Below are 22,775 nucleotides of genomic sequence, written 5' to 3' on the forward strand. Positions count from 1 at the left end.
ATAAACACAAACAAATTATGGAAAATTTAGAATCCGTTAGAAAATGGTATCCGAAAGCATTAACATCCATCGATACGGTTAATCGCCTGTTAGACACGATTGAAAAACATGTAGGCTTAAAACCGAACCAATTAATGCATGCCGACAGTATGTGTTGTGACGATGTGAATGCGATACAATATCCACCAAGAGCTTACGAGATGTTGGGTCCTTTTCATTTGGGAGGTCTTGACGGTTTTCCATTTGCAGGAATCACGGGAATGAATGCATTTGCTCATCACGTTCCGGAAGATGGGGCAGTGATCGTATTTTATGCGCCACATATCGGGGTTACTAAAGATGGAACTATCGGAGAAATAAGCAGAATAGGGCAGAATGGTAATTCGGCGTGTTGCGGCGCTGCTAAAGGAGCATTGGGAAGACTTTTGGCAGGAGAAATTATTGAAGGGAATATCACTTCATTAGACTTTCAGATGAATACCATTGAGCAGATCTTCCTTCATCAGAAAAATCGAATCATAAATGCAGAGAATCAGATATTTGAAGCTACGGAAGTAATGTATGAAGCTATTGATGAAAGGATAGAAGTATTGGTAAAAGAAACCAATTATCCATGTAAATATGTAATTTTGGTTGGTGGTATATTCATTAATGGTGATAAGGATACAGGCTCATTCTGCCAGTACAAAAAATTTGAATATATTAATTTACAGACCAATGAACGGAAAAGCCTGATGACAGAATATTACAAATAAACAAAAGGGAGGTAATAATCCTTCTACAATTTTTCTAAATATAAAAAAAACAAATAATTTTACTGAATGCAAAAGGATTCTACTTTAAAATATTCAAATTCAAGAAGTACAGAAATAACCCAACAATATTTTAATTTTCTGGACCAGCATATTGATGATGTAATCAACGGGCGGGTTTCAGAATTTCTAGAAATAAGTCAGATAGCTTCGAAATTAGCTGTTTCTCATAAACATCTTACAGATACTGTACAAAAAGAAGTAGGCAATCATCCCTGTCATTTTTATGATTCAAAGATTATAGAAGTAGCAAAAAAAATGTTGATAAGCACCAATTTGTCCATTGCAGAAATAGCCCGAAAATTAACCTATGACCCTTCAAATTTTTCAAAATTCTTCAAAAACTGGTCTGGCCAAACCCCTGGGCAGTTTCGTAAGATGCATTATAAGTGATGATTTTGTTTGTCAATTTAATCTTCATTTGATTTTTAGTTTGTATTTTTCAAAATTTGATTTTAGTTTTTAATTTGCTCTAAACTAAAATAGATAATTAAGGTGGCGCCTGAAGAGAAGTAATCTTTTGCTCTCTAATAATTTCTAATTTGTTCCTTATTCATAATATTTTATTTGTGCTGTATGTATTTTCAATTAGGGATTTTTACTACAGAGGTCATCGATTTTAATGTTATACGTGATTTCATAAGCTCAATATCATATTATAATAAATTACAGATTGGTCATTAAAGAAAATTGATTTTAATACAATGATGTTTTTTACGCAGAAATTGCAAAATAATGATTGTGAGATTTTCGGAATCTCTCCCTTTCTATAAGCCTTGACTATATTGAGCTAATAGTGTCTGTTTACAAGAGTTGATGCTTAGTAATTATTTGCTTAAGTATAAAGGTAAATTCATTTCCATTAAATTCTTAATGATGCGTTTATCTACGACTTTGCATTAAGGAGAATAGTTGTTATATAATTTTTCACTGAATAAAATTTGAAATTGTTAAAATAGCTGCTGAAGTTTCAGCGATTATACAAACATAAAACTTAATTTCGCAACCAAAACTTAATAACTAATTTCATGAAAAAAATTAGTCTTTTACAGTTATTTCTACTATCATGTTTTTTTAACGGACAAACAATCACTAAGCAGGAAATTGATAGAAATATAAATATTGCAAGCAATGTATCACTAAGTAATCCTATTAAATCTTTGCAGCTTGCTGAAAAAACATATAAAGATTCAAAAAATATTAATTGTCGTTTGGGAATATTAGAGAGCGGTAATATAATGATGACCAAGTATTTTGATAATGGAAACTTTAAAAAATAATAGAACTAAGTACAATAATACAAAAACTTTCAATTGAGGAGAAAAATAATGAGATCCTTGCGAGTACTTACCGATTGAGAGCTTCATTATATACTGAATTGGGCTTTAATGAAGAAAGTTTAAAAGAGTTTAAAAAAGCACTAAATATTACAGAGAAAATTACAAAAAAAATTACAAGTACTATCAAATGTCTTTAATTTACATAGGTTTTGCTAGTCACGCTGCCAATATTAATGCTCCCATAGACTCTGTTATTTTTCTGCCAAAGAAAAAGCCTTGAGACCATCATAAAAGTGTATAACAGCAACGATTATGCTGTTAAAAAAGGCTTTACTCTTGCACTAACTTATATTAATTTGGGTATGACCAGTAACGCATCCAAAAAGACTAAGGAAGCAGAAGAATATTTTTCCAAGGCACTTGCTATTTGCAAAAAAGACAATCGAAACAAAAACCTTAAAGTAACCGTTCTTAATGAATTTGCTTGGCTCTACTACGATCAAAAGAAATATGAGGAATCTACTAATTATGCTGAACAGGCCAAAGTGTTAGAAAAGTAAGTCAGAGCTCCGTACATACGTGGAGATATTTATGGGGTTTTATTTAAATCCTATGTGGAACTTAGCGAAAAAGAAACCTCTAAAAAATACATGCACTTGTACACCAAACTTAACGACAGTCTGGTTAATGCAGAAAAAAAGACGATTAATACTCCCGTACAACATATTGTTGATAAACAGAGTGAAGTTCATGAAAGCGGTCTTAAAAAAATACTGACCATCATTTTTGTCCCAATTGTATGTGCATTAATTATTTTATATTTTTTATGGAAAAGAAATCAGCAAAAACTTCATCTTAAGTATGAGAAGATCATTGATAATTTTAAAAAAAAGAGAGTACAGTCGAAAACAATAACTCAACTAATAACCCTACTAATTGTAATGATAAATCGATTAATATTATAGATGCTACTGTTCAAAGTATATTACAAAAATTGGAACTTTTTGAAGATGGTCAACAATTTTTAAAACAAGACCTTAGCCTCACTTCGCTTGCTCATGATCTAAACACCAATACCAGATCTCTTTCTGAAATCATTAAGAAAATTAAAAACAAGAATTACAATAGCTACATTAATAATCTAAGGATTAACTATATGGTCAACTTACTTGCTTCCGATCCCAACTATAGAGAATATAAGATCAGTTATTTAGCTGAAATTTCGGGATTTTCTCACGAGAGGTCTTTACAATCACTTTTAAAAAAGAAACGGGCATTAATCCTTCATATTGTATCAATAATTTGAAAAAAGATTATGATGAAACAAAAGTTTCAAAATATATTATTATTAAAGTAAAGTTATCCTACAGAAACAATAATCCAAAAGTTGTCCGGATGTTTTTATATTAAAGCTAGAAAAAGAAGCCTCCTTTTAAGATTGTAAAAATCGAAAGGAGGCTATTGAAAAATAACAATTTTTAATTAAAGCCTTCAGTGAGTAAACGACCATTTAAATTGATAAAACTACTATGAGCAATGATGTCGCTTAGTTTTGAATCATATGCTTCCATGTAAAGAATATTATCTTTAAATGTTCTTCTTCCACTATAAACACTGATATTTATTAAAACATCTTTACTAGCTAGTAGATCATACAATTCCTTTGGGAAACTTATATTTGTGACCTGAAATTCATTCGATTGGTTGATCTCTTTTTTTTCAATATCAAGCGATGTAAGCTTAATACCTGTTGGCCCCAATAGTTTTTTAAACTTTTTAGGTATTAAATTTTCATCAGCAACATCTCCGTATAAATAAAGTGAAGCTATAACAGATTCTTTACTTTCCTTCAATTTCTTTACAGCTTTGTCTGAAAGATTAACCTCTAATCTAAAATCAGGTACGATAATCTTGTCGCCCTGTATCTCTAATTGCGTTTTTTCAAGAGGTCTTTCCGTAACTAATATTTCTTTTTCAGGTTGTGAAATTGATTTTTGGTCTTGCTCTTTAGTTAGTTCCTTTATTTTTTCTTTGCAACTTGACATTAGCAAAAAAGTAAGAAGGGTCAAAATTGAAAGTTTTAACTTCATCTATTTTAGATTTATTAAGATTTGATATTAGGGTATGTATTTTATAAAATCAGCATGCAATACATCTTCTGTAATATTTGTGGATTCAGTAGTCGTATTTCTCATCCACTGGCGATGCTCCACTGTATTAGATGAAGAATTTGAACCGATAACCCGCTGTTCCATATTGTAAAGAATGACCGCGTCAGCTCCTTTTTCTTTTGCCGTTTGAACCACTTTGTCCTGAATCTCTTGGTAGCTTGATCCTAATACCCCTGAAATACCATCTACCTTTCCTATTACTTCATAGTTTTTTTTAACGTCGTTGGTATCCAGAAAAACGTCAATATTTTGAGTTGGACTGTAGTTTTTACCGATGTAGTTCACTGTTGGAGAACAGCTCATCATTGAAACGAGTACCCCAACAAGTAAGAACTTTTTAATAGTTTTATTGTGAGTATTTATTTTATTTTCTAGCATTTTAAAGTTTATTTAGTTTTTTCAGGTTTCCAGCGTAAATTATGATATATGAATAATCTTTATGACAAAAACAGAGATCTTTGAAACAGTATTTCTTCTGAATTTTAACTATTTCATTTCCGTTTGTCCAGATTCTACAACGTTATCATCTTCGTCATCATCATCACCTGTTTTCATTGTTGTCTGTCCGGGCTCTGGTCCATCGTCGTCGCTTTGTGACTTCATTTTGTTCTGGCCAGGTTCAGGAATATTGTTATTCTGGTTATTGTTTGTTCCATTGGATCCCTGCTTTTGAAAAACAGTTTGTCCAGGTTCTAGAGGTGCATCATAATTTGTTACCGTTCCACAAGAATTTAAAAACAAAATACGCATGATGACAAAACTTGTTTTAATTGAATTTTCATAATATTTATAATTGAGTTATAGTCTACGAATGTACTAATGTTTGAAGATCTAACTGCTAAGAATGGTGGGTGCTTATGTGAAGAATTCTTATTTTATCACATCTTTATCGAATGCCGCAGACTTTGTATCATGATACATTTAGGAATTTCCGAAATTTGATAAAATATGAATCAAAAAGAAAAACCTAATCATTATAAAACTTACTGAAGATAAAATAGAGCTCAAATAAAATAAAGAATAATACCATGGCTCCATACAAAGAAGATCTTTTAGTCTTTAGAAATGCGAAAATACCAAGTAGTGAAATGTGACTGATCATCCGTATGGCATACACCGGCATCAACTTTTCTAAATATTCGTGACCTTTGATCAAGGTATCGAAGATATCGATCAAAAACACAACTATCAGCAGGAGAAATAACCATTTTTTCCTGGAGAAGAAATAATTTTTATAGTTATCTCCATAATCTTTTACATCTGCAGGATATAAGAGTTGACATGATGTGAAATAAAGAATAATATACATAATGATAAATATGTATTCTGTAAAAGTCCACATGCGGACGTCCCGTAAATTATATTCCCACCACCAAAAATGAATCATTAAAAGAAATAAATAGAAGACCCATAAAAGATGCACCCAATAGGGTTTGGTTCTCCCCGGGTGTTGAATAAATTTTACAGTTCCATTCAACAAGCAACCTATTGATAAACCTAAAATGATACTAATTACGGTTTTAATATGATTGAAAAAATCCATATTTTTTTAGTTTTTACATGATTTTAGAAATAGCCTCTATGATAGATTACAATTGTGATTCAAAATGCATTTTCACTAACTTTCAGTATATATATAACTATTTTTTTGACTCATTTTCAGCAACAGTATTAATCTCAGGAAGTTGATAGCGTTGATGGTTCTTATTAAATGTTTTCATATATTTTTTGTCACTTTTTAAACCAAATGTTGACATTATACCACTGAGTTGCATTTTAATCCAATAATTAAAAACAAATTTATTAGGATCCCGTTCTACAAACATCATTGCTGATTTATGATGACTATTGGGGATGAGTAAGTTGGCTGCGAATGTTTTCATTTTTGAAGAGAAATACCAACCGTTTTTTCCTTCAGGATTAAGAAATTTCACTTTTAACCCGTCATAACTAAAGTTCATGCTTCCTGTTGCTGCATATTGATTTCCTGACCATCTGCTATACAAGTGATCAGAATATCCTGAACTAATATCTAACAAACCCATGGGTCTTGAAACATTGCTGAAATCTTTCAGATCAATTGCTGAGAAATGTACATTTGCTCTGAAACCCGCCAGCGAATCAACGTATGATTCTTTGTAAGAAAATCGGTTGATATCTGCTTGAAATAAATTACCGGTCAAATTTAGTTCAAGACTGTCTTTTCGATCTGCCTGATTGCTTAGATTCATGATGTTTCCATCTAAAGAGGAAAATGGAATCTCACTCCATGCTTTCGTTTTTACTTCGAACTCTTTATAAACAACAGTGTTATTTTTCAATGAAATCGTATCAATGGAAAAGGGTTGTTTTATTGAACTTATCAATTGAGTAGGCATTAACTTATGTTTTGCAGGTTTCCTGGGTAAAGTTTTGTCTCTTGAAACGATCAAATGAACGCCGTCTAGACTGATCTTATTCAATGAAAATGCCGAGTCCGAAGAAAGGCTGCCTACTTTTGCAACTGAAAGGGATACCGAATCTCCCTTGAGTTCAAGATAATTATCCTGATATTTTGTGTTCTTAAAAAATATTTCTCTGCTGAGAACCGGATGCAAATTAAAATTCGTCAAATGGAATGTGTTTTTCAATGAATTCCATCCGTAATTTTGAATGTCTGCCGTTATTGCAGCATCTCTGTATACAATCTGCTCACCTTTGAAAGCAACCTTTTTTATGATACTGTTTAGGTCAAATGTCTTGTGTCTATTCAAAATAAATTCATCGTCAATATAACTTCCGGAATTATTATTAGCTTGTAAATGCATACTGTCCTTTTGAAATTTGAATGATGCATCAGACCAGTTAAGAGATAGAGTAGAAGACAGTGTTGTCACATCATTTTTGCGAAATAAATTCCCTCCTTTTAATTGAAGTGATAGTTGCGGAATATTCAATTGAAATTTTTCACTATCCAAATTTGAATCCAATACACTGATATTTAGATTATCAGATTTGATCATCTGTGAGCTCTCATTAAAACTTCTCATATTTTGCGCTGCTAGATTTACGGTACCACTATATTTAAATGAATCATTCTCTTTTTCTTTGATGTAGCTGACCTTTAAATTGTTGACTGATACTGATTTGATTTGAAAAGGTATCTTGGGCGTATGGAATGATTGGGAATTGTTTTTTTCTTTAGAGTGAATTTCAATCTGACCATTGTCAACGGATACTGATTTAAAAGCCAAAATATCTGGTTGAGTAGAGTTGAATTTTCCGCTGAAAAAAAGTGTTGGCAAAGAAATCTTCTGTAATCCTTTATCTGAATTGGAAAAGAATCGTAAATTCTGAACGCTTCCAAGGTTATTTTTAATATAGATATTCGCAATATTTCCTCTTGTATTTTCTCCGAGCAGTCTAAAGTCCGAAATATTTAGACTTAGATCTTTCCAAGTAAAATAGTTTTTGTGAGATCTCATATCCGTCAGTAAAATATTATTGCCTGAAAACCCAATTTGATTTGTTGCAGTTTTCCTGCTAAATAAAAATTTATCAATCCTTAGTTCGGCAACTCGTATATCAGGTAAATCTTTTTTATGTCGAGAAGCTATTGTTTTAGGAGGATTGTTAACATCAGAAATAAGACAATTAATGTATAAAGAATCGACTTTTATAATTTTAGATTTCTGAAAAAGATCCCAATCGAATGCTTTCCAATAGACATTTTTAGCTTCTACAGAATTTTTATTTTGTTGAAACTTTAAGTTCTCTGCCCAATTTTGGCGATAAAGTCCGGCAAATTTATAGTTTCTTAAGTTCAAAAGAAATTTGTTTGATCTCAAATGAATATCGCCAATTTCAAGCTTGTGAATGGAATGCTTAATGTCGACCAAAGAATCACTGCTCAGTGTTCTGTTGAGTACAATTTTTGCATTTAAGTTTTTTGCATGAAGAACAATATTGCTTTTGGATGAACCTTTGTAATTGATTGTACCGCCCGCTATTACCAATTGATCTACATTGATCATCTGTTTTAGCTGATGCAATGTCATAAAAAGCCCTATGTTCTTTTTATCTTTTAGTGACGTTTTTGATTTGTGATTTTTATTTATAATTCTTTTTCTATCATCAATAATAATGAGTGGCTTTAAAAGCTCAGCTTGATCAGCAACCAGTTTTTTCTTTAATAAAGCTTCAAGATTGACATTTCTCAAAATTAAAGAAGGGGCAGAAAATACCATTGCTTTCTGTATTTTCTGCTGAGTGGTCGGGCGATAGTTGACGTGGCGAAAAATGATATCATTGTTCTTGAATAAAAATTCCTCAATGGTAAGCTTATGCAGACTGTCTTTGGAAAAAAATGCAATTTTCTTCATATTAAGATGTACACTGTCTAACGTTATCTTTGGATCTTTGCTCGGTCTGAGTGATAGATTATAGACCGTTAAATTAGCCGTTTTCCCTGCTGAGTTTTTCAACCTTCCGTCAGGCTTTTTTTGGACTACAGATGCATTTTCAATTTCAAAAAATTTAATATTAATGAGTTTAAATATTTCATTTTTGACTTTTTTATTTTTTGCACTGCTTTTCTTTAATTTATTCTGATGATCATAAAGAGTCATAACCGGGTTAGTACACCTTACTGTATCAAGCAGCAGTTCTTCCTTTTGATAAGCAGCAGGAAGGTGCTTTGAATTAAAACTGAAGCGGTCTGCTTTAAATTCCATTGGCCCATTTTTATGATCATCTTTTTGATCGATTAGTAATGAATCGACAATGAAATGTTGATTTTCACTATTAAAATGTAAAGAACTGAATGCAACGGTAAGATTTCGATCAGGAAAGACAATAGATTGTTTACCGACTGAGAGACTAATGTGATCAGAGCCCAGCAAATGATTGTCGTCGCTATTTACTTTTACAAAATTTCGAATAGATAGGTTAATGTGTTTTAAGGTAACAGATTTTTTATTTCCTTGTTTAAAACTGATTGATGCGTTCTTTATAGAAAGATTACTTAAGTTAAAAGACTGTTGTGTCTTCTTCAAAAAAGATAAAATGTCAGAAGGCCGAAAGACAGTTTTGCTTTTTAATCTTTTTTTGGGATTTGAATACACTTCAACATCGGGATTGATAATTTCCAGACTGTCAACCAAAATCTTGTTCTTAAACAGCAATCCATTCCATGAAGTAAGCGAAAATTTCAGTTTTGACAATTTTACATTGTAATAAGAATTGGCTCTGCTGGTGTCTTTGCAAATCAGCATTGATTTCTCAAGCATAAGAGATTTCGACCAAAGGGAAACTTTAGCTCTTCCGGTGTCGAAAATATATTTTCCATCCGTTTGATTGTGCACGATAAACTTTACACTTTCTTTAAATCGATGAATGATTATAAAATACAGCAATCCTGAAATCAAAAAAAGAATGCCTAAAAAAGCAATAACGTAATATTGTATTTTTTTTCTAAGCCTTTTAGATTTCATAGTAGCCAATGTTTATAATAAATTCTAATCAGAGTTAATTTTGAGAAGCGACAGCCTTTATTTTCTCCTTGCTCTCTAGCCATGAATGAAAAACGGTGTACATGATCGAAGTAATGATTGCTCCCTTGAACATTCCTATAAATCCCCAAGCTGCCAAACCTCCAATTACCGCGATAAAAAGAATGATAAACGGAAGTTTGCCTCCGCTTTTTGCGATGAGAACAGGTCTTACTAAAGATTCAGCAACCCACATGAAGACAGCATATAGGAGTAAAAATATAGTTGTCCCTGTTTGTCCCTGAGTAGTAACCCAAATGATCACAGGTAGCCAAACCAACATCGGTCCTATTTGTATTAGCACCAAAACAAATACGATGGCCGTTAATAAAAATTTAAAGTGAATTCCGGCAATAGCAAAACCAATCCATGAAAAAACCGCTGCAAGAAAAGCTGTTCCTATAACACCCACAGAAACTCCCTTAATGGCATTGTTTATTGAATTCAGTAGTAAGAGTCCATCTTTTCTACCGAGAAGATGTGCTAAAGCGGACTTGATTGGAATAAGCTTATCTTTTCCTCCCACTAAGAAAATTGCAGAAACTACAATTCCAAAGATAACTTGTAAACCTGTTCCTGCCAAGCCTAATCCTCCTGTCAGTAAATAGTGCAAACCATTTTTTATCTGATGTTCATGTCCCAAAACTATTTCTTTGGGATTTTGTTGAAGCTGAATCCAAAAGTCGGAAATACCTTGACCAGCATACGGTAATTCAGTTATATTTTTAGGGAGTGAGGGAACGCCCTTTGTTTTTACTTCAAGAACAAAATGCTCAACATCCTTGATATGCTTTCCTAATGCTGTGATCATAAAAATGAAAGGTACAGCCATCAAAATAATAAATAATACTGAATAAAGGGCACCTGCCAATTTTCTTCGACCTTTAAGCAAGACCGTAAAATACTCAAAAGCCTTAAAAAATGAAACATAAAAAATCAAGGCAAAGGTGAAAACTCCAAAAAATATTTTGAGTACGTGATATAATGCAACCAGCATTATTAGTAGTACAATCAATAATAAATTGTTTTCCATTGGACTACGCAAAAAAGTTTTTTCACTCATACCTGTGAAGTTTATTCGTTATCATCCTTAAAGGAAAATTTTAGTAAAGACCATTCATAGTGTATAGTTAACTATCTCAAGATCAATCCTACAACAAAAGCCAAGAGCATATCTAAATGTATTCAATTACGAGATAAAAGGCGGCGCCATAAATTCGACCTGTTACCAATGCTGCGGTTACATATTTTTCCTTTTGAAAAATTAAAGGGACATCATTACATAAAATCATCTCGCATCATTCCTCCTACACAACCTGTTACCGTACCAATCATCATGACAATGATCGGTTGCATCTTCATTTGAATAGCAAGTTTACATTCTAAAATTGTAAAAACTACTATACCAACAGCATCTAAGATAAGAAATGTTTTCCTAATTTTATAGATACATTTTGAATTGAATGTTAGGAAAAGTGCAGCTACTGCAATTAGAATTGAATAAATAGTATGTTCAACTCAAGTCATAGGATAATGTCCCAACATTATATTACGGATTGTGCCACCTAGGTAGCACTCATGACTTCGGCAACAATAGCAATGACGAACAAAAAATGCAGTATAATTCATATTTTCTATTGATTATCTATACAGAATTGCTTCATGAGGCAAAGAGCTTGACGATGTAGTTTGTTTGAATACCGTATTAGCCCCTGCACTGCTCAATGTTCCATCGGCTATTGATATTCCTTTTTGGTCTCTGAATCTTATGTAAGCGATGCCATCTTTGACGTATCCGTTAACAGATAGCATACCTGTATCTAGCTGATCGTCTTTTGTACTATAGTTCGCTATACCCTCAATCTTGCTTCCTGATTGAGTGATTTCAAACAATATAATCCCTTTTGCAGTGATATCTCCTTCATTGGAATATTTTCCTGTATAACTTCTGCTGTTCGTCACTTTCTTTTCTGAAGTTAAGTTCTCATTTTTAACATACAAGTAAGCAGCAGTGGGTAAGATCGAAGATACAGTAGTTTGTATAAAATATACAGTAGAAGCGTCTTTTAATATAATGGAGCCGTCAGCAACTACATTACCTCTTTGATCCCGAAAACGAACGTAACCTCTTTTATCTTTTACATAACCGTTTACGGAAAGTGAACCTGAAGTCTCATCATCTTTATTAGACATATAATAACCTAGACCTTCTAATTTAGATCCTTGTTGGGTCAGCTCAAGTATCATTAATCCTGGAGCAGTAACATCTCCCTCACTGGAAAATTTTCCTGAAAATCCATTGCCAGATTGCGCTTTATAATTTGACATAAATGTGCCGCAAAAAAGACCTGCTAAAATGATTAAAGTTTGACGTATCATTATATTATTTAGTTTATTATTAACAATCATTTTAATTAGAATCGTCATCATTATCATCATCATCTCCCGTTTTCATTTCAAGCTGACCCGGCTCAGGAGTTTTGTCGTCACTTTGAGATTTCATTTGTAGTTGACCGGGCTCAGGAATATTATTGTTCTGTCGCACAGGCGATTGATTTGGATAAACATTTTGATCAGGTTCAGGTGGAGGATCGTACGTTGAAACAGCGAAACAAGAATGTAATAGTGACAACAACGTAATGATAAATATTGATTTTAAAGTAATTTTCATAGTAGTAAATTTTAACTACAAATTTAGTACGGTTTACTACGATTGACATCATCAAAAACTCGTAACATTGTGATATATTCGTAATTTATTACAATGAAAATAGGATTGTTACACTGTGATTGTTCTTACTATGACAATCAGTTATATCAGCTATGACAATCATTATATCAGGTCTATTTGTGAAATTTTAAGTCAATAAGGTTTGAAAATAGCTGTAATAATTTAAATATATTTACATCGGAACACTTTTTTTATTTAAACAATGATCTATAAGAAATATTTAGTGGGAAATTCCAAAATATTATCAATGCGTATTGTAGGTTTATTTTGTAAATCTATATGTAGTTTATTCGGAAATCATCACAACTATTTATTGTGTATTTACTGATGAGTTGATAAAATTGCAACAGTAGTGGATTAAGATTAAAACATAAATATTGTACTTACTTATTCATCACTTTCAAAGTGTTAGCTTGATTCAAACTTTTTTGATACGCAGTAACTAAGATAAAGCTGAACCGACATGATTAACATCTAAGTTTTTGTGATAGTGCAGCAGATTTTAAAATCAAAATATTAAACTAATTAAAATACTATGAAAAAAAAACTATTTATTTATCGCTAAGCATTTTACCTTTTTCACTTCAGTATGCTCAGGACTCACTCAAAGTTCAAACGATTTCACAAACTTTTGAACAACAAAATTCGCAAACGAAGAAACCCTTTTTCCAAAAAGAGTGGGTAAAGATGTCTATAGCACCGACATTACTATTCAGTGCCTCAGCTGCGACTTGGGGAGAGAGAAAAAATATCCGTGAAATTAGAAACAGATACATTCCCACTTTTAAGGTAGGGTATGATAATTATCTTCAGTATGCTCCAGCCGCAACGGTATACGGTCTTAAGTTAGCTGGAGTAAAGGGGCGAAATAATATTGGAAGAGCTACATTATCTTATGCAGCTAGTATCGGGATCATGGCCGTTATTGTTAATTCTTTAAAATATACTGCGAAAGTAGAGCGTCCAGATGGCTCAAGTAAAAACTCTTTTCCTTCAGGTCATACTTCTATGGCATTTACCAATGCCAGTTTTCTACATAAAGAATATGGAGTGGTTAGCCCCGGGTATAGCATTGGTGGGTATGGAGCAGCTGCAATTACTGGTTTAGGACGAAATTTGAATAACAGGCATTGGATTTCAGATGTCTTGGCAGGTGCCGGTATTGGTATACTTTCGTCAGAGTTAGGATATTTTTTTATCGATAGAATTTATAAAAATAAAGGGGATAATTTAGGAATGTTAGCAGATCTTGAAAGCAATGGTAACCCATCTTTCTTATCCCTTAAAGTAGGATCAGCTTTGTCAACCACAAACTTTTTAAAAGAATCTGAACTCACGGATAAAAAAGAAGTCGGTTTTGAAGCTGGTATTGAGGGAGCTTATTTTTTTTCTAAGAAATGGGGGATAGGAGGAGACTTCAGTTTCAGTAGTTTTCCTATAAATCCAACACGATTTCCATTAGATGATGATATTGGAAGCTTTGATATAACAACACAATCTTTAGGATTTTTGAACTTTGGTGCAGGTCCTTATTTTTCGCATGAAATCTCTGATAATCTTAATTTAGTATTAAAAGCTACAGCTGGCTATTCTTCAGGAGCCAGTGGGAAGATTTTTGTAAAAAGTGAAATTTTTGATCTGCCAACAGATGAATTTCAGGTCGCAGAATATAAGCCTTCCAGTAATTTTAGATGGAATACCGGTGCAGCACTAACTTATAAATTTAATCCAGAATTGGGTGTGACCTTATATGGAGATTATAATCAGACACAATCTCGTATTAGCTACCACTTCAGCGATGTTATCCAAAATGATCAGTCGATGAGTGATAATCTAAATAACGACTCATCTCATGAAAAAATAAAATACATTAGTTTAGGTCTCAAATTGACAGCTTACTTTTAAGGTAAATCTTGCAAATATAATTTTAGGTATATTTTTTCATTAGTGAATATGATATAAGGTTAGTAAAAGAGACCAATTATCCTTGTAAATGTTTAATTTTGGCAGGACACCTATATCAATGGAGATAATGATATGGGATCTTTCTGCCATTATAAGAAATTTAATTATATCAATCTTGAAATGCAGAAGCGGAAAGTCTTATGACAGAATAGTATCAATAAAAAAGGTCAAATTAATTTGACCTTTTTTATTTGAAAGTACTAGTTATTAATCTGTTTATCAGTTGATGTATGTGAGAAATTGCGAAGTGCAAACAAAATTGGATAAATTTCACAATTCTTGCTTAATTTTCTCAGCTCTGAGCTGAGAAATAAAATATGATGGAGTAACTCCTGTTTCTTTTTTGAAAACCGTTGCAAAAACTTCTCTGGAGGCAAAACCGCAGACTTCTGCTAAATAGCTAATTTTGTATTCTCTGTATTTAGGCTCTTTATAGAGCAACTCTGTTATATAATTAATTCTAAGTCCATTAATGTAACTGTTGAAACTCTTGCCGGTATGCTGTTTGATGATCTCTGAAAGATACTTTGTGTTGGTGTTAAGAGAATTTGCCAGGTAAACACGACTTATATCTTCCCGGATAAATTCTTGTTCTTCTTCAAATTTGGATAATTTTTCAAATAAAACAGCACTTGTTTTAGAAGTAATATGAACACTATTGTCGCGAATAATTTTAGTGCTGTCAAGATTATTTATGATTTGTAGTTTTACTTCCTCTTTATTCTTAAGAGATTCTATAATTATTTCATATTTCCTGTGAAGTAAAATTTTATTTCGTCGTCAAAAAAAATAGCCTAATAGTATAATAAGGATAATAAGTAGTGAAGATATTATAATAATTTTTTGAATATTACTCTTATTGATTTTCCCTTGCTCATCTATCATATGCCTGGCAGGAGTATTTATTGTCTTTTTTTCTGCATTTACAAGGCTGTCTTTCAAGCTTGTATATAGATTCATGTATTTTGAGGATTCTTTTTTTTCCTATTTCTACTTGTGCTCTGAACAGAACTTCGTAAATATCCCTTCTGATATAAGGCTTGCTGATCTGCCTTTCAAGTTTTTCTGCTTCTATCGCATAGTTTATCACCTTATCATATTCCTTTTGATCATAATATAGCCAGGCAAACTCATTTAGAGTAGCTGCTTCTAAATCTTTACCCACATGATACTTCGGGTTTTTGCATATTTTCAAAGCTTTGAAAAAATACATTTCTGCATCTTTTATTTTTTTTGAAGCAATACTTGTCATTCCCAAATTAATATACCCTAATGTCAAATTATAATATTTCTTATTCAAAAAATCTTCACTGTCATCTATTTTAGTTGCTGTTTCCAAACTTTTTGTCTGATAATAAATTACTGAGTCTAGTGGAGCGTTGATATGGGCGTTATAAGAAGCCAGTCCTACATATATAAGTGATTTTTGGTAAAATTTATAATTTTTACTTTCTATTTTATCGGCAACAGTTAGAGCTTTTAAAAATCCTTTATGACTATCATCATTAAAACCCAATTCAGTAAAAGAAGATGCTCTTAATCTATAGGTGTTGGAGAGAATTTCATAATCAGCAGTTTCCAGAGATAGTTTTTCGGCATCTTTACTAATTTCAATAACTTTCTTAAAATTTCCAGTATCGTAATATTTCATCATCAGAATATTACAGCTTTCCTTCATTCCGTTTTTGTAATCTATAATTTTAGAAAGGCGGTATGTATTGTTAGAAATTTCTATCGCTTTTTTAGGATCTCTTACTGATACTTTTTCTGCTTCTTCTTCTATATCATGATCAATTTTTGATCTTGTAATAAGTTGCTCAGAGTTTTGGGAATAAGTTATTCCGAAAATCATACAGGATAATAAATAGTAAAGGGTTTTCATAAGGTGTGTTTTTATTTGTTTTTTAAATTAATAGCATACAGAAATGCGAAGGCAGAAATTACTGATATTAATAGTCTGCAATTTATTACAAATAAAATTACAATGTAAATGTGCCATAATAAATTTTGTTATAAAACCACCTGTTTTAAGGAACTTATATTTCTACATCCCGGCATTTTTTGTAAAATAATCATTACTCTATTTTTTTTTATTATCAGTTGATTATCAGTGTTTTTTTTTGTAAAACAATATAATTGGGCGTGATTTGATTGTCTTATTGTTAGCTTTTCCGAAAACCTTACTTACTGTCGTTTTCTCTACGAAATTTAAGCTATAATATTGTCAGGTATTTGATGGTATACAAGAGCTGTATTTTCCTCTTTTATAAATCTAAATGAAGAAAATTTATTTATTTAACAGCAGAGCCTATATTGCATTTTGTGCAAAAGCTCTGCTGTTTCCCATTTTCTTCGCTTCTATAATTTTAATATCTGCACATCCAACTGCAAATATTAAGGTAGAAAATATAAAAGAGAAAATTTCAGAAGCTGTTTCCGATTCTCTTTCTCAAAACACGGCTAATTCTCAAGTCGTAAAAGTTTTTTTATCAGATGGTATTACGATCTATAATACCGAAGAATTTAAGGGTAATGTAGAATTCGTACAAACCAAACCAACAGTACATATAAAGAAGAAATCACCAGTCTTACAAGTTTCAAAAAACACTCCGAAATCTTATCTAAATAAACATCAAAAAGTAGAAAAAAAACGTGTAGTTAATGTACAGTTCAAGCGTATTCCTTCTGAATCTAATCATTTTATTTTCTCTAAAAATAAAGAGTATCTCATAATAATACCCCCTACAAATATACATTTAACAATACTGGCACTAACAATATTATTTGAGAATTACATCTCCATTCCTTTCCAGAAAAAAAATAATTCTAAGTATATGATATCTTTTGCCAATGAAATAAGTCATTGCCAAATGCACATCCGTCCGCCACCTACAGCTTAGAAGTAAATAACAAATGTGAATTCTCACAAAAACACATCCTTCATTCAATCACAATATTGTTTAGAACAAATTGAAAAAAAGCGAATGTGTGGGTCTGGCGTAGCCAATCTTAACAACAATCAAATAAGCCATTTGTGTATTCGTGAGCAAAACAAAAAGTAGATGCCGTGGATACACTAATTAACAATTTTTTTAAAAAAACATTTTAAAATGAAAAAAAATATCATTTTTTTAGTAGCTCTTTTATTAAGCTCAGCAGCTTACTCACAAGTAGGCATTAATAATGAAACTCCGAAAGCAACTTTAGACGTTGCAGCAAAAACACCTAGCACAACAGCAGAAGGAATTATCGCTCCGAGACTATCGGGTGACGATATTAAAGCAAAAGATGGACAGTATCTTGCAGATCAAAAAGGAGCTATTGTATATGCAACATCAGCTGTTGGTACACCCTCTGTTAAAACAGCCAATATCACAACAGAAGGGTACTACTACTTTGATGGAGCAGTTTGGGTGAAATTTAATAGCGGAACCGGAGCTTCTACACCAGAGCCTTGGCAGATTCAGGGAACTACTAATCCTGCTACTACCAATACCCAGAATATCTATCAGGCTGGTAATGTTTCCATAGGTTCACAAACACCTATTGCACCTTTTACATCCAACTCAGTTACCATTACACCAAAACTATCTGTAACAGGTAATGTGGCAACAACAGGATCTTACTACACAACCACAGGTAAATATGCCGATTATGTTTTTGAAGACTATTTTGATGGAGCTTCTAAAATAGATGAGACATACAAATTCAGATCATTGGAAGAAACAGCGGCTTACATCAAAGCAAACAAGCATTTGCCAGGCGTTACCTCTATCAAAGATATTTTGAAAACAGAAAATGGTTATACCGTTAATTTATCTGAATTATCGATCCAGCAATTGGAAAAAATAGAAGAATTGTACTTGCATACCATCGAGCAACAAGAAGAGATTTCTAAACAAAAAACAGAAATCAACGACTTGAAGTCTCGTATGGAAAAGTTGGAGCAGCTTCTTGTAAAAGAAAATAATAACAAGTAATCCAAATTCCTTTAAAAAAAATGAAAAATATACATAAAGGAATCAATACAATACTGGCAATTTCGGTATTGTATTGTTCGGTCGGCTTGGGCTACGCCCAAACCCAAACTGGTATAGGTACTAGAAATCCGCTGGGAGCTCTGCACGTAGATGGCGCAAAAGACAATGCTGCCACACCAACAGCGGGACAGCTTGCCAATGATGTAATCGTAAATGCTACTACAGGCTTTGTAGGAGTAGGTGTTCTTGCACCTACAGTTCCTCTTGATATGAGATCAGCAGGTGTAGATAATGCAATAGGTATAGGTACTACTACGATGACAGCCGTAGCGGGAGCTGCTGGTGCTGTACGTTATGACGAAGTTAATGTACCAGTTGGAGCAAAAATAGAAGTGTCAGACGGTTCTGTCTGGAACAAAATATATATATCTCCGATAAAAGCCGTAGTGGTAGCTCGTAAAATTACAGGGCTATCAGTCGGAACTTCTGCAACTAATATTAATGATTGGAGTGAGGTGCGCGATACGAGCAACAGTTTTACTCCAGGTACAGGTGTTTTTGTTGCACCACGTACCGGAACATATACCTTTTTATTGACTTTTAATTTTGTAAGTACGGTTATTAATGATGGCTCCCGGGTAGAATCGCAGTTTTATAGAACATCAGGAACACCTGCTATTTTAGCAAGTGTTTATAAGACATTCGGTCAATCAATGACTGGCACTTCCAATGATGCTAATAGTACTCGATTCACACAGGCAGGAGGTTCAAGTACCGTTACACTAACCCTGAATCAGAACGATGCTGTGGTGCCAAGGGTACTGCACAATCTTACAAGTGGTAATATTTCATTGAGGGTTACAACTAATGCTTCTGATCCTGCAAATCCGGATGACGGGTTTAATAATTTAACCATTATAGAACATTAAAAAACAGATTATGAAAAAGAAAGTGAATATTATATATCAGCTGCTGGTTTGTACTCTGATTTTTTCTACAGGTACTATCGCGGCACAGACGGGGGTGTTTACTCAAAACCCATCCACTCCTCTGCATATAGATGCAGCAGATGATAATACAGCTACCATCAGTGCAACTCAGTCAGCAAATGATGTGGTGGTAACTGCGGCCGGTAATTTGGGCGTGGGAGTTTTGGCTCCTTCTACCAAAGTAGATCTTCGCTCGGCTGATCAAAAAGGAATCATCGGTGTGGGTACCAATACACAAACGGCTATTACGGCCGGTGCTGGTGCTATACGTTATTTTGTAGGAGATGATCCTGATACTCCTGCAGTAGAAGTTGGGCATTTACAGTATTCTGATGGCGAAAAATGGGTGGCTTTGTCAACTGCACCACCAACAAAAGCATTAGTAAATGCTAATAAAAGCACTGTACTAGGCACTGCTATCCCTAGTAATTCTTCTACTGAAACTTATATAGATGGGTGGGCTGAAGCTATTGATGCGGATAACAATTTTGTTCCTGGTACCGGAATATTTACGGCACCACGTAAAGGGTTTTATCTGGTATCTTTCAATATTACTCTTGCAAGTGGTACTATAGCAAACAACAGTTATATAGAAACAATTATAGAAAGTAATCAAGCTACAAATAATATTCCGGTTTATAGAACATACAATTCTTATCCTGCATTTCAAGCTGCTCCTTTAATTAGCAATTTTGTAAGTGGCAATTGTAATGCTATTTTTCAACTTGAAGCAGGTAATACCATTAGGTTTAAAGTGAGACATACCTTGGGTAGTGCGAGAAATATTTATACTAATGCCCAATTTAATAATATAAGCATTAGCGAATTATAAAAAGTATAACAATGAGAATACAACATAAAATAAAAAGCTTGGCTTGTATGAGTATACCGATGGTATTGTTTGTAACACAGGCTAATGCACAGATGGGAGCAGGCACGAAGAACTCTACAAATGCCACCGAAATTGTTACTACTGCAGGAAATGTAATCGTAGATAATACAGGGAAGGTAGGGGTATTGGTTTTCAATCCTCAAGTAGCTATGGATTTGCGTAGTAGTGGTATCAATGGTTCTGTAGCGATAGGAAATACCACCCAGACAGCGGCAGCTGCCGGTAAAGGTGCAATGCGGTATGTTAACAGCCCGGCTATTGGGGTAAAAGGATACTTGGAATTTTCTGACGGTACCAACTGGATAGGTTTTTTTCCAAAGGGGAAACCACGTATTGTAGTAATGGCTAATAAAGCCACACAGGATACCTACGTATTTGAAAGTACAGATGCTGTTGGAAGTGGAACTGAAATAGGTCCAAAAGCAGGTATTGTTCAACGTCGTTCGTCATATTTAACCAATTGGGCAGAAAAATTAGACTCTGATTCTGGTGTACCAACAAATACCTTTAATCCCGCTACGGGAGAGTTTGTAGCGCCAAGAGCAGGGGTATATTTTGCTACTTTTACATATGCTCTGCAACCTGATGATGTAAATACAGGAGGTAATAACCAGACAGAAGCCATTTGGGAAGTTAGAAACTCAGCAGGAGTCATTACTCAAAGGGTAAAAACAAACAATGGTTATGCTTCAGATACTGGAGCAGGTACAGTACCAGTAGGTTCTGCCTGTACAGTAAGTGTTTATTTAAACCAAGGGGATAAATTAAGACCTTTTTCTTGGATTGCAGTACAATTTGCCCCAGATAGCAGTCTTAGCTTGTTCAATGTTTCAAATAGTGGTGTTTATAATGCCCTTACGATTGTAGAACAGTAAAAATAATGATGGATGATAGTAGAAAGGATCTTCATCCATCATTATTTTATCATTCGGAACCACCTGCGCTTTGAGTACCCTTGCGAGGAGGAAATTCATATTGCAAAAGGGAGTGTAGTAATTCCAATCTATTGGAGGGTGGCGATCTGCCAAAGGCAAGATTGACGGACTGGTTCTGTTGATAAAATAAGCGTTCGCTTAATAAAGCAACTCGTGTACAAAAAAGCAAACTCATTTGCGCATTAGTGGAAATGAATTTATATCACGAATGCACGAATAGTAACAAATCTTTAAATAATAAATCAATACCTTTTTTTCACTTTGAAAGCCTCCATTTTTCTGAAGCTGAAAAAACGGCAATAACTACAGCATTACAAACCCTTCAAACCTCCTTACCGGAAAAGTTAGCTTCACTTACTGCCGAAGAACGCCAACAATATGGGAGTATTGTAAAATGTTTCTATATATTCAAACACAGAGTTTTCGTAATGCTACTTCATCATTTTTAAAAATGAAGTCCACTCGATTGCTAAAATCAAGTATTTACATTTCAAATAAAACAACTTATCCTCCTGCGATTTGTTCGTAGGAACTCTCTATATAATATTCTTATTTTTTTTAATCGATGAGGATATTTTCTTATCAAAGTATGTATTTCCCATGTTTCTTGATCTATTTATAAAGAGTTGTTTTCTGTGTGTAATTATTACTGTTTTTTTAATTACTTTAATAGTTTGTTCAGTCTCGTTGAGCATTTCAATAATGTAGTATATTCTACAATTCAAATTGCTTAAAGAAATTTCAGAAGTAGGATTTTGTATGGAGTTATTAATCTTCCTGTCGTATCAACAATTGATATAGATTCGACAATTTTAATCTTTGAGATATTTAACACTTCGGAAAATGGATTGGATAAAACTTTTACAAAGTTACTTTTCTGATAAGATTCACTTATATCAAGAGTGTATTGTTAAGCAACAAATAGTAAGAGTGTATTTAAAAATTAAGTTGTTATACCTAACCCTTACTGTAGGCTAAATTAGTCTACCTGCAATCGTTGATGTAACGAAAGATCTTAGATTGGCATAAGTATCATTAGGATCTTTAAAATATTTATATTTGAAATGTTTTTTGCATTCTGTCCATAAAGAAACTTACCATTATGCAGATTCCACTGCTCGCAAGTCTTCTCCATGAAAAATAAAAGAGTATTTCTCATCACTTCTATTTTATATTTCAAATTACAATTTTCTAGAATCAAAATTTAATGGAATTATTTCATTTAAATATCTTTCATAAATAAACCAGTAAAAAGGCAGCTAAGGTATAGCGGTCAGCCCATTCTTTGCCAGCCAAAAGACTACGGCATAAACGGTTTCCTCCCTAAAGGTTTCCTCCAATTATTCCGTTTCCTTTTGGCTTTTCCCCTTTGATCGCTAAGATTATCTGCTTTCTTTTTTCCGGTTTTTCTTTTGAAAAATATTCAGCGAAGCCTGAAAGGCTTTCAGAGAAAGGACGGAGAAGAGATTGAGAACAATTCAAAATGTACAAT

22 protein-coding genes are annotated in these 22,775 nt (G+C 33.1%); 10 read left to right on the forward strand and 12 right to left on the reverse strand.

Annotated elements, in window-relative coordinates; translation table 11 throughout:
* Window positions 1-17: 17 nt before the first annotated feature.
* The 4 genes from EG348_RS13770 to EG348_RS13785 all read left to right on the forward strand — a co-directional run bounded on the left by EG348_RS13770 (window position 18) and on the right by EG348_RS13785 (window position 2,652).
* A complete protein-coding gene (locus EG348_RS13770) occupies window positions 18-755 on the forward strand; it encodes a hypothetical protein (RefSeq protein ID WP_123983592.1) in 738 nt (245 codons plus the stop codon).
* Window positions 756-821: 66 nt separating this feature from the next.
* A complete protein-coding gene (locus EG348_RS13775) occupies window positions 822-1,205 on the forward strand; it encodes a helix-turn-helix domain-containing protein (protein WP_123983593.1) in 384 nt (127 codons plus the stop codon).
* A 635-nt stretch (window positions 1,206-1,840) separates the two neighbouring features.
* Complete coding sequence (locus EG348_RS13780; protein WP_123983594.1) at window positions 1,841-2,092, forward strand: hypothetical protein; 252 nt, start codon at window positions 1,841-1,843, stop codon at window positions 2,090-2,092.
* A 293-nt stretch (window positions 2,093-2,385) separates the two neighbouring features.
* Window positions 2,386-2,652: a tetratricopeptide repeat protein gene (locus EG348_RS13785; protein ID WP_123983595.1), complete on the forward strand. Its 267-nt coding sequence runs from the start codon at window positions 2,386-2,388 to the stop codon at window positions 2,650-2,652.
* A gap of 918 nt (window positions 2,653-3,570) precedes the next feature.
* On the opposite strand, the gene EG348_RS13790 is transcribed toward EG348_RS13785, so the two are convergent.
* From EG348_RS13790 to EG348_RS13830, 9 genes are all read right to left on the reverse strand, one after another.
* Window positions 3,571-4,182: a hypothetical protein gene (locus EG348_RS13790; protein ID WP_123983596.1), complete on the reverse strand. Its 612-nt coding sequence runs from the start codon at window positions 4,180-4,182 to the stop codon at window positions 3,571-3,573.
* 27 nt (window positions 4,183-4,209) lie between these two features.
* The gene (locus tag EG348_RS13795) at window positions 4,210-4,641 is read right to left on the reverse strand and encodes a hypothetical protein (protein ID WP_123983597.1); all 432 of its coding nucleotides are present in this window, start codon (window positions 4,639-4,641) and stop codon (window positions 4,210-4,212) included.
* A 108-nt stretch (window positions 4,642-4,749) separates the two neighbouring features.
* Window positions 4,750-5,013, reverse strand: coding sequence for a hypothetical protein (locus EG348_RS13800; protein ID WP_123983598.1), 264 nt, complete (start codon window positions 5,011-5,013; stop codon window positions 4,750-4,752).
* 217 nt (window positions 5,014-5,230) lie between these two features.
* A complete protein-coding gene (locus EG348_RS13805; RefSeq protein WP_123983599.1) occupies window positions 5,231-5,806 on the reverse strand; it encodes a hypothetical protein in 576 nt (191 codons plus the stop codon).
* Window positions 5,807-5,903: 97 nt separating this feature from the next.
* Window positions 5,904-9,734, reverse strand: a complete 3,831-nt coding sequence (locus EG348_RS13810) for a hypothetical protein (protein WP_123983600.1) — start codon at window positions 9,732-9,734, stop codon at window positions 5,904-5,906.
* Between the two features lie 34 nt (window positions 9,735-9,768).
* On the reverse strand, window positions 9,769-10,806 hold the full coding sequence (locus EG348_RS13815; protein WP_164463298.1) for an AI-2E family transporter: 1,038 nt from the start codon (window positions 10,804-10,806) through the stop codon (window positions 9,769-9,771).
* 263 nt (window positions 10,807-11,069) lie between these two features.
* The gene (locus tag EG348_RS22095; RefSeq protein WP_410494149.1) at window positions 11,070-11,153 is read right to left on the reverse strand and encodes a TRIC cation channel family protein; all 84 of its coding nucleotides are present in this window, start codon (window positions 11,151-11,153) and stop codon (window positions 11,070-11,072) included.
* A gap of 279 nt (window positions 11,154-11,432) precedes the next feature.
* Complete coding sequence (locus tag EG348_RS13825; RefSeq protein WP_123983602.1) at window positions 11,433-12,170, reverse strand: hypothetical protein; 738 nt, start codon at window positions 12,168-12,170, stop codon at window positions 11,433-11,435.
* Between the two features lie 31 nt (window positions 12,171-12,201).
* Window positions 12,202-12,462: a hypothetical protein gene (locus EG348_RS13830; protein ID WP_123983603.1), complete on the reverse strand. Its 261-nt coding sequence runs from the start codon at window positions 12,460-12,462 to the stop codon at window positions 12,202-12,204.
* 747 nt (window positions 12,463-13,209) lie between these two features.
* Here EG348_RS13830 and EG348_RS13835 point away from each other — a divergent pair.
* Complete coding sequence (locus EG348_RS13835; protein ID WP_228414748.1) at window positions 13,210-14,427, forward strand: phosphatase PAP2 family protein; 1,218 nt, start codon at window positions 13,210-13,212, stop codon at window positions 14,425-14,427.
* Window positions 14,428-14,757: 330 nt separating this feature from the next.
* On the opposite strand, the gene EG348_RS22030 is transcribed toward EG348_RS13835, so the two are convergent.
* Together EG348_RS22030 and EG348_RS13845 are read right to left on the reverse strand one after the other, a co-directional pair.
* On the reverse strand, window positions 14,758-15,255 hold the full coding sequence (locus tag EG348_RS22030) for an AraC family transcriptional regulator (RefSeq protein ID WP_317127010.1): 498 nt from the start codon (window positions 15,253-15,255) through the stop codon (window positions 14,758-14,760).
* A gap of 106 nt (window positions 15,256-15,361) precedes the next feature.
* Window positions 15,362-16,369 (reverse strand): hypothetical protein, encoded by a 1,008-nt coding sequence (locus tag EG348_RS13845; RefSeq protein ID WP_123983605.1) that lies wholly within the window; start codon window positions 16,367-16,369, stop codon window positions 15,362-15,364.
* Window positions 16,370-16,763: 394 nt separating this feature from the next.
* Between EG348_RS13845 and EG348_RS13850 the strand changes: the two genes are divergently transcribed.
* From EG348_RS13850 to EG348_RS13870, 5 genes are all read left to right on the forward strand, one after another.
* On the forward strand, window positions 16,764-17,387 hold the full coding sequence (locus EG348_RS13850) for a hypothetical protein (protein WP_123983606.1): 624 nt from the start codon (window positions 16,764-16,766) through the stop codon (window positions 17,385-17,387).
* Window positions 17,388-17,597: 210 nt separating this feature from the next.
* Window positions 17,598-18,467, forward strand: a complete 870-nt coding sequence (locus EG348_RS13855) for a hypothetical protein (protein WP_123983607.1) — start codon at window positions 17,598-17,600, stop codon at window positions 18,465-18,467.
* Between the two features lie 20 nt (window positions 18,468-18,487).
* On the forward strand, window positions 18,488-19,396 hold the full coding sequence (locus EG348_RS13860) for a hypothetical protein (protein ID WP_185145478.1): 909 nt from the start codon (window positions 18,488-18,490) through the stop codon (window positions 19,394-19,396).
* A 10-nt stretch (window positions 19,397-19,406) separates the two neighbouring features.
* Window positions 19,407-20,288, forward strand: a complete 882-nt coding sequence (locus EG348_RS13865; protein ID WP_123983608.1) for a hypothetical protein — start codon at window positions 19,407-19,409, stop codon at window positions 20,286-20,288.
* An 11-nt stretch (window positions 20,289-20,299) separates the two neighbouring features.
* A complete protein-coding gene (locus tag EG348_RS13870) occupies window positions 20,300-21,223 on the forward strand; it encodes a hypothetical protein (protein ID WP_123983609.1) in 924 nt (307 codons plus the stop codon).
* 1,383 nt (window positions 21,224-22,606) lie between these two features.
* Here the strand turns inward: EG348_RS13870 and EG348_RS21725 are convergent.
* Window positions 22,607-22,765, reverse strand: a complete 159-nt coding sequence (locus EG348_RS21725) for a hypothetical protein (protein ID WP_164463299.1) — start codon at window positions 22,763-22,765, stop codon at window positions 22,607-22,609.
* Window positions 22,766-22,775: the final 10 nt, after the last annotated feature.

It is taken from the genome of Chryseobacterium sp. G0201, from assembly GCF_003815655.1.
In the GTDB taxonomy this organism is placed as follows: Bacteria; Bacteroidota; Bacteroidia; order Flavobacteriales; family Weeksellaceae; genus Chryseobacterium.

Coding starts and splice junctions, on each gene's coding strand:
- EG348_RS13835 (WP_228414748.1), top strand. CDS start 13,210: ATGTCTATAGCACCGACATTACTATTCAGTGCCTCAGCTGCGACTTGG.
- EG348_RS13795 (WP_123983597.1), bottom strand. CDS start 4,641: ATGCTAGAAAATAAAATAAATACTCACAATAAAACTATTAAAAAGTTC.
- EG348_RS13830 (WP_123983603.1), bottom strand. CDS start 12,462: ATGAAAATTACTTTAAAATCAATATTTATCATTACGTTGTTGTCACTA.
- EG348_RS13825 (WP_123983602.1), bottom strand. CDS start 12,170: ATGATACGTCAAACTTTAATCATTTTAGCAGGTCTTTTTTGCGGCACA.
- EG348_RS13845 (WP_123983605.1), bottom strand. CDS start 16,369: ATGAAAACCCTTTACTATTTATTATCCTGTATGATTTTCGGAATAACT.
- EG348_RS13775 (WP_123983593.1), top strand. CDS start 822: ATGCAAAAGGATTCTACTTTAAAATATTCAAATTCAAGAAGTACAGAA.
- EG348_RS13810 (WP_123983600.1), bottom strand. CDS start 9,734: ATGAAATCTAAAAGGCTTAGAAAAAAAATACAATATTACGTTATTGCT.
- EG348_RS22095 (WP_410494149.1), bottom strand. CDS start 11,153: ATGAAGATGCAACCGATCATTGTCATGATGATTGGTACGGTAACAGGT.
- EG348_RS13780 (WP_123983594.1), top strand. CDS start 1,841: ATGAAAAAAATTAGTCTTTTACAGTTATTTCTACTATCATGTTTTTTT.
- EG348_RS13770 (WP_123983592.1), top strand. CDS start 18: ATGGAAAATTTAGAATCCGTTAGAAAATGGTATCCGAAAGCATTAACA.
- EG348_RS13860 (WP_185145478.1), top strand. CDS start 18,488: ATGAAAAATATACATAAAGGAATCAATACAATACTGGCAATTTCGGTA.
- EG348_RS13790 (WP_123983596.1), bottom strand. CDS start 4,182: ATGAAGTTAAAACTTTCAATTTTGACCCTTCTTACTTTTTTGCTAATG.
- EG348_RS13865 (WP_123983608.1), top strand. CDS start 19,407: ATGAAAAAGAAAGTGAATATTATATATCAGCTGCTGGTTTGTACTCTG.
- EG348_RS13800 (WP_123983598.1), bottom strand. CDS start 5,013: ATGCGTATTTTGTTTTTAAATTCTTGTGGAACGGTAACAAATTATGAT.
- EG348_RS13805 (WP_123983599.1), bottom strand. CDS start 5,806: ATGGATTTTTTCAATCATATTAAAACCGTAATTAGTATCATTTTAGGT.
- EG348_RS13855 (WP_123983607.1), top strand. CDS start 17,598: ATGAAAAAAAATATCATTTTTTTAGTAGCTCTTTTATTAAGCTCAGCA.
- EG348_RS13850 (WP_123983606.1), top strand. CDS start 16,764: ATGAAGAAAATTTATTTATTTAACAGCAGAGCCTATATTGCATTTTGT.
- EG348_RS13870 (WP_123983609.1), top strand. CDS start 20,300: ATGAGAATACAACATAAAATAAAAAGCTTGGCTTGTATGAGTATACCG.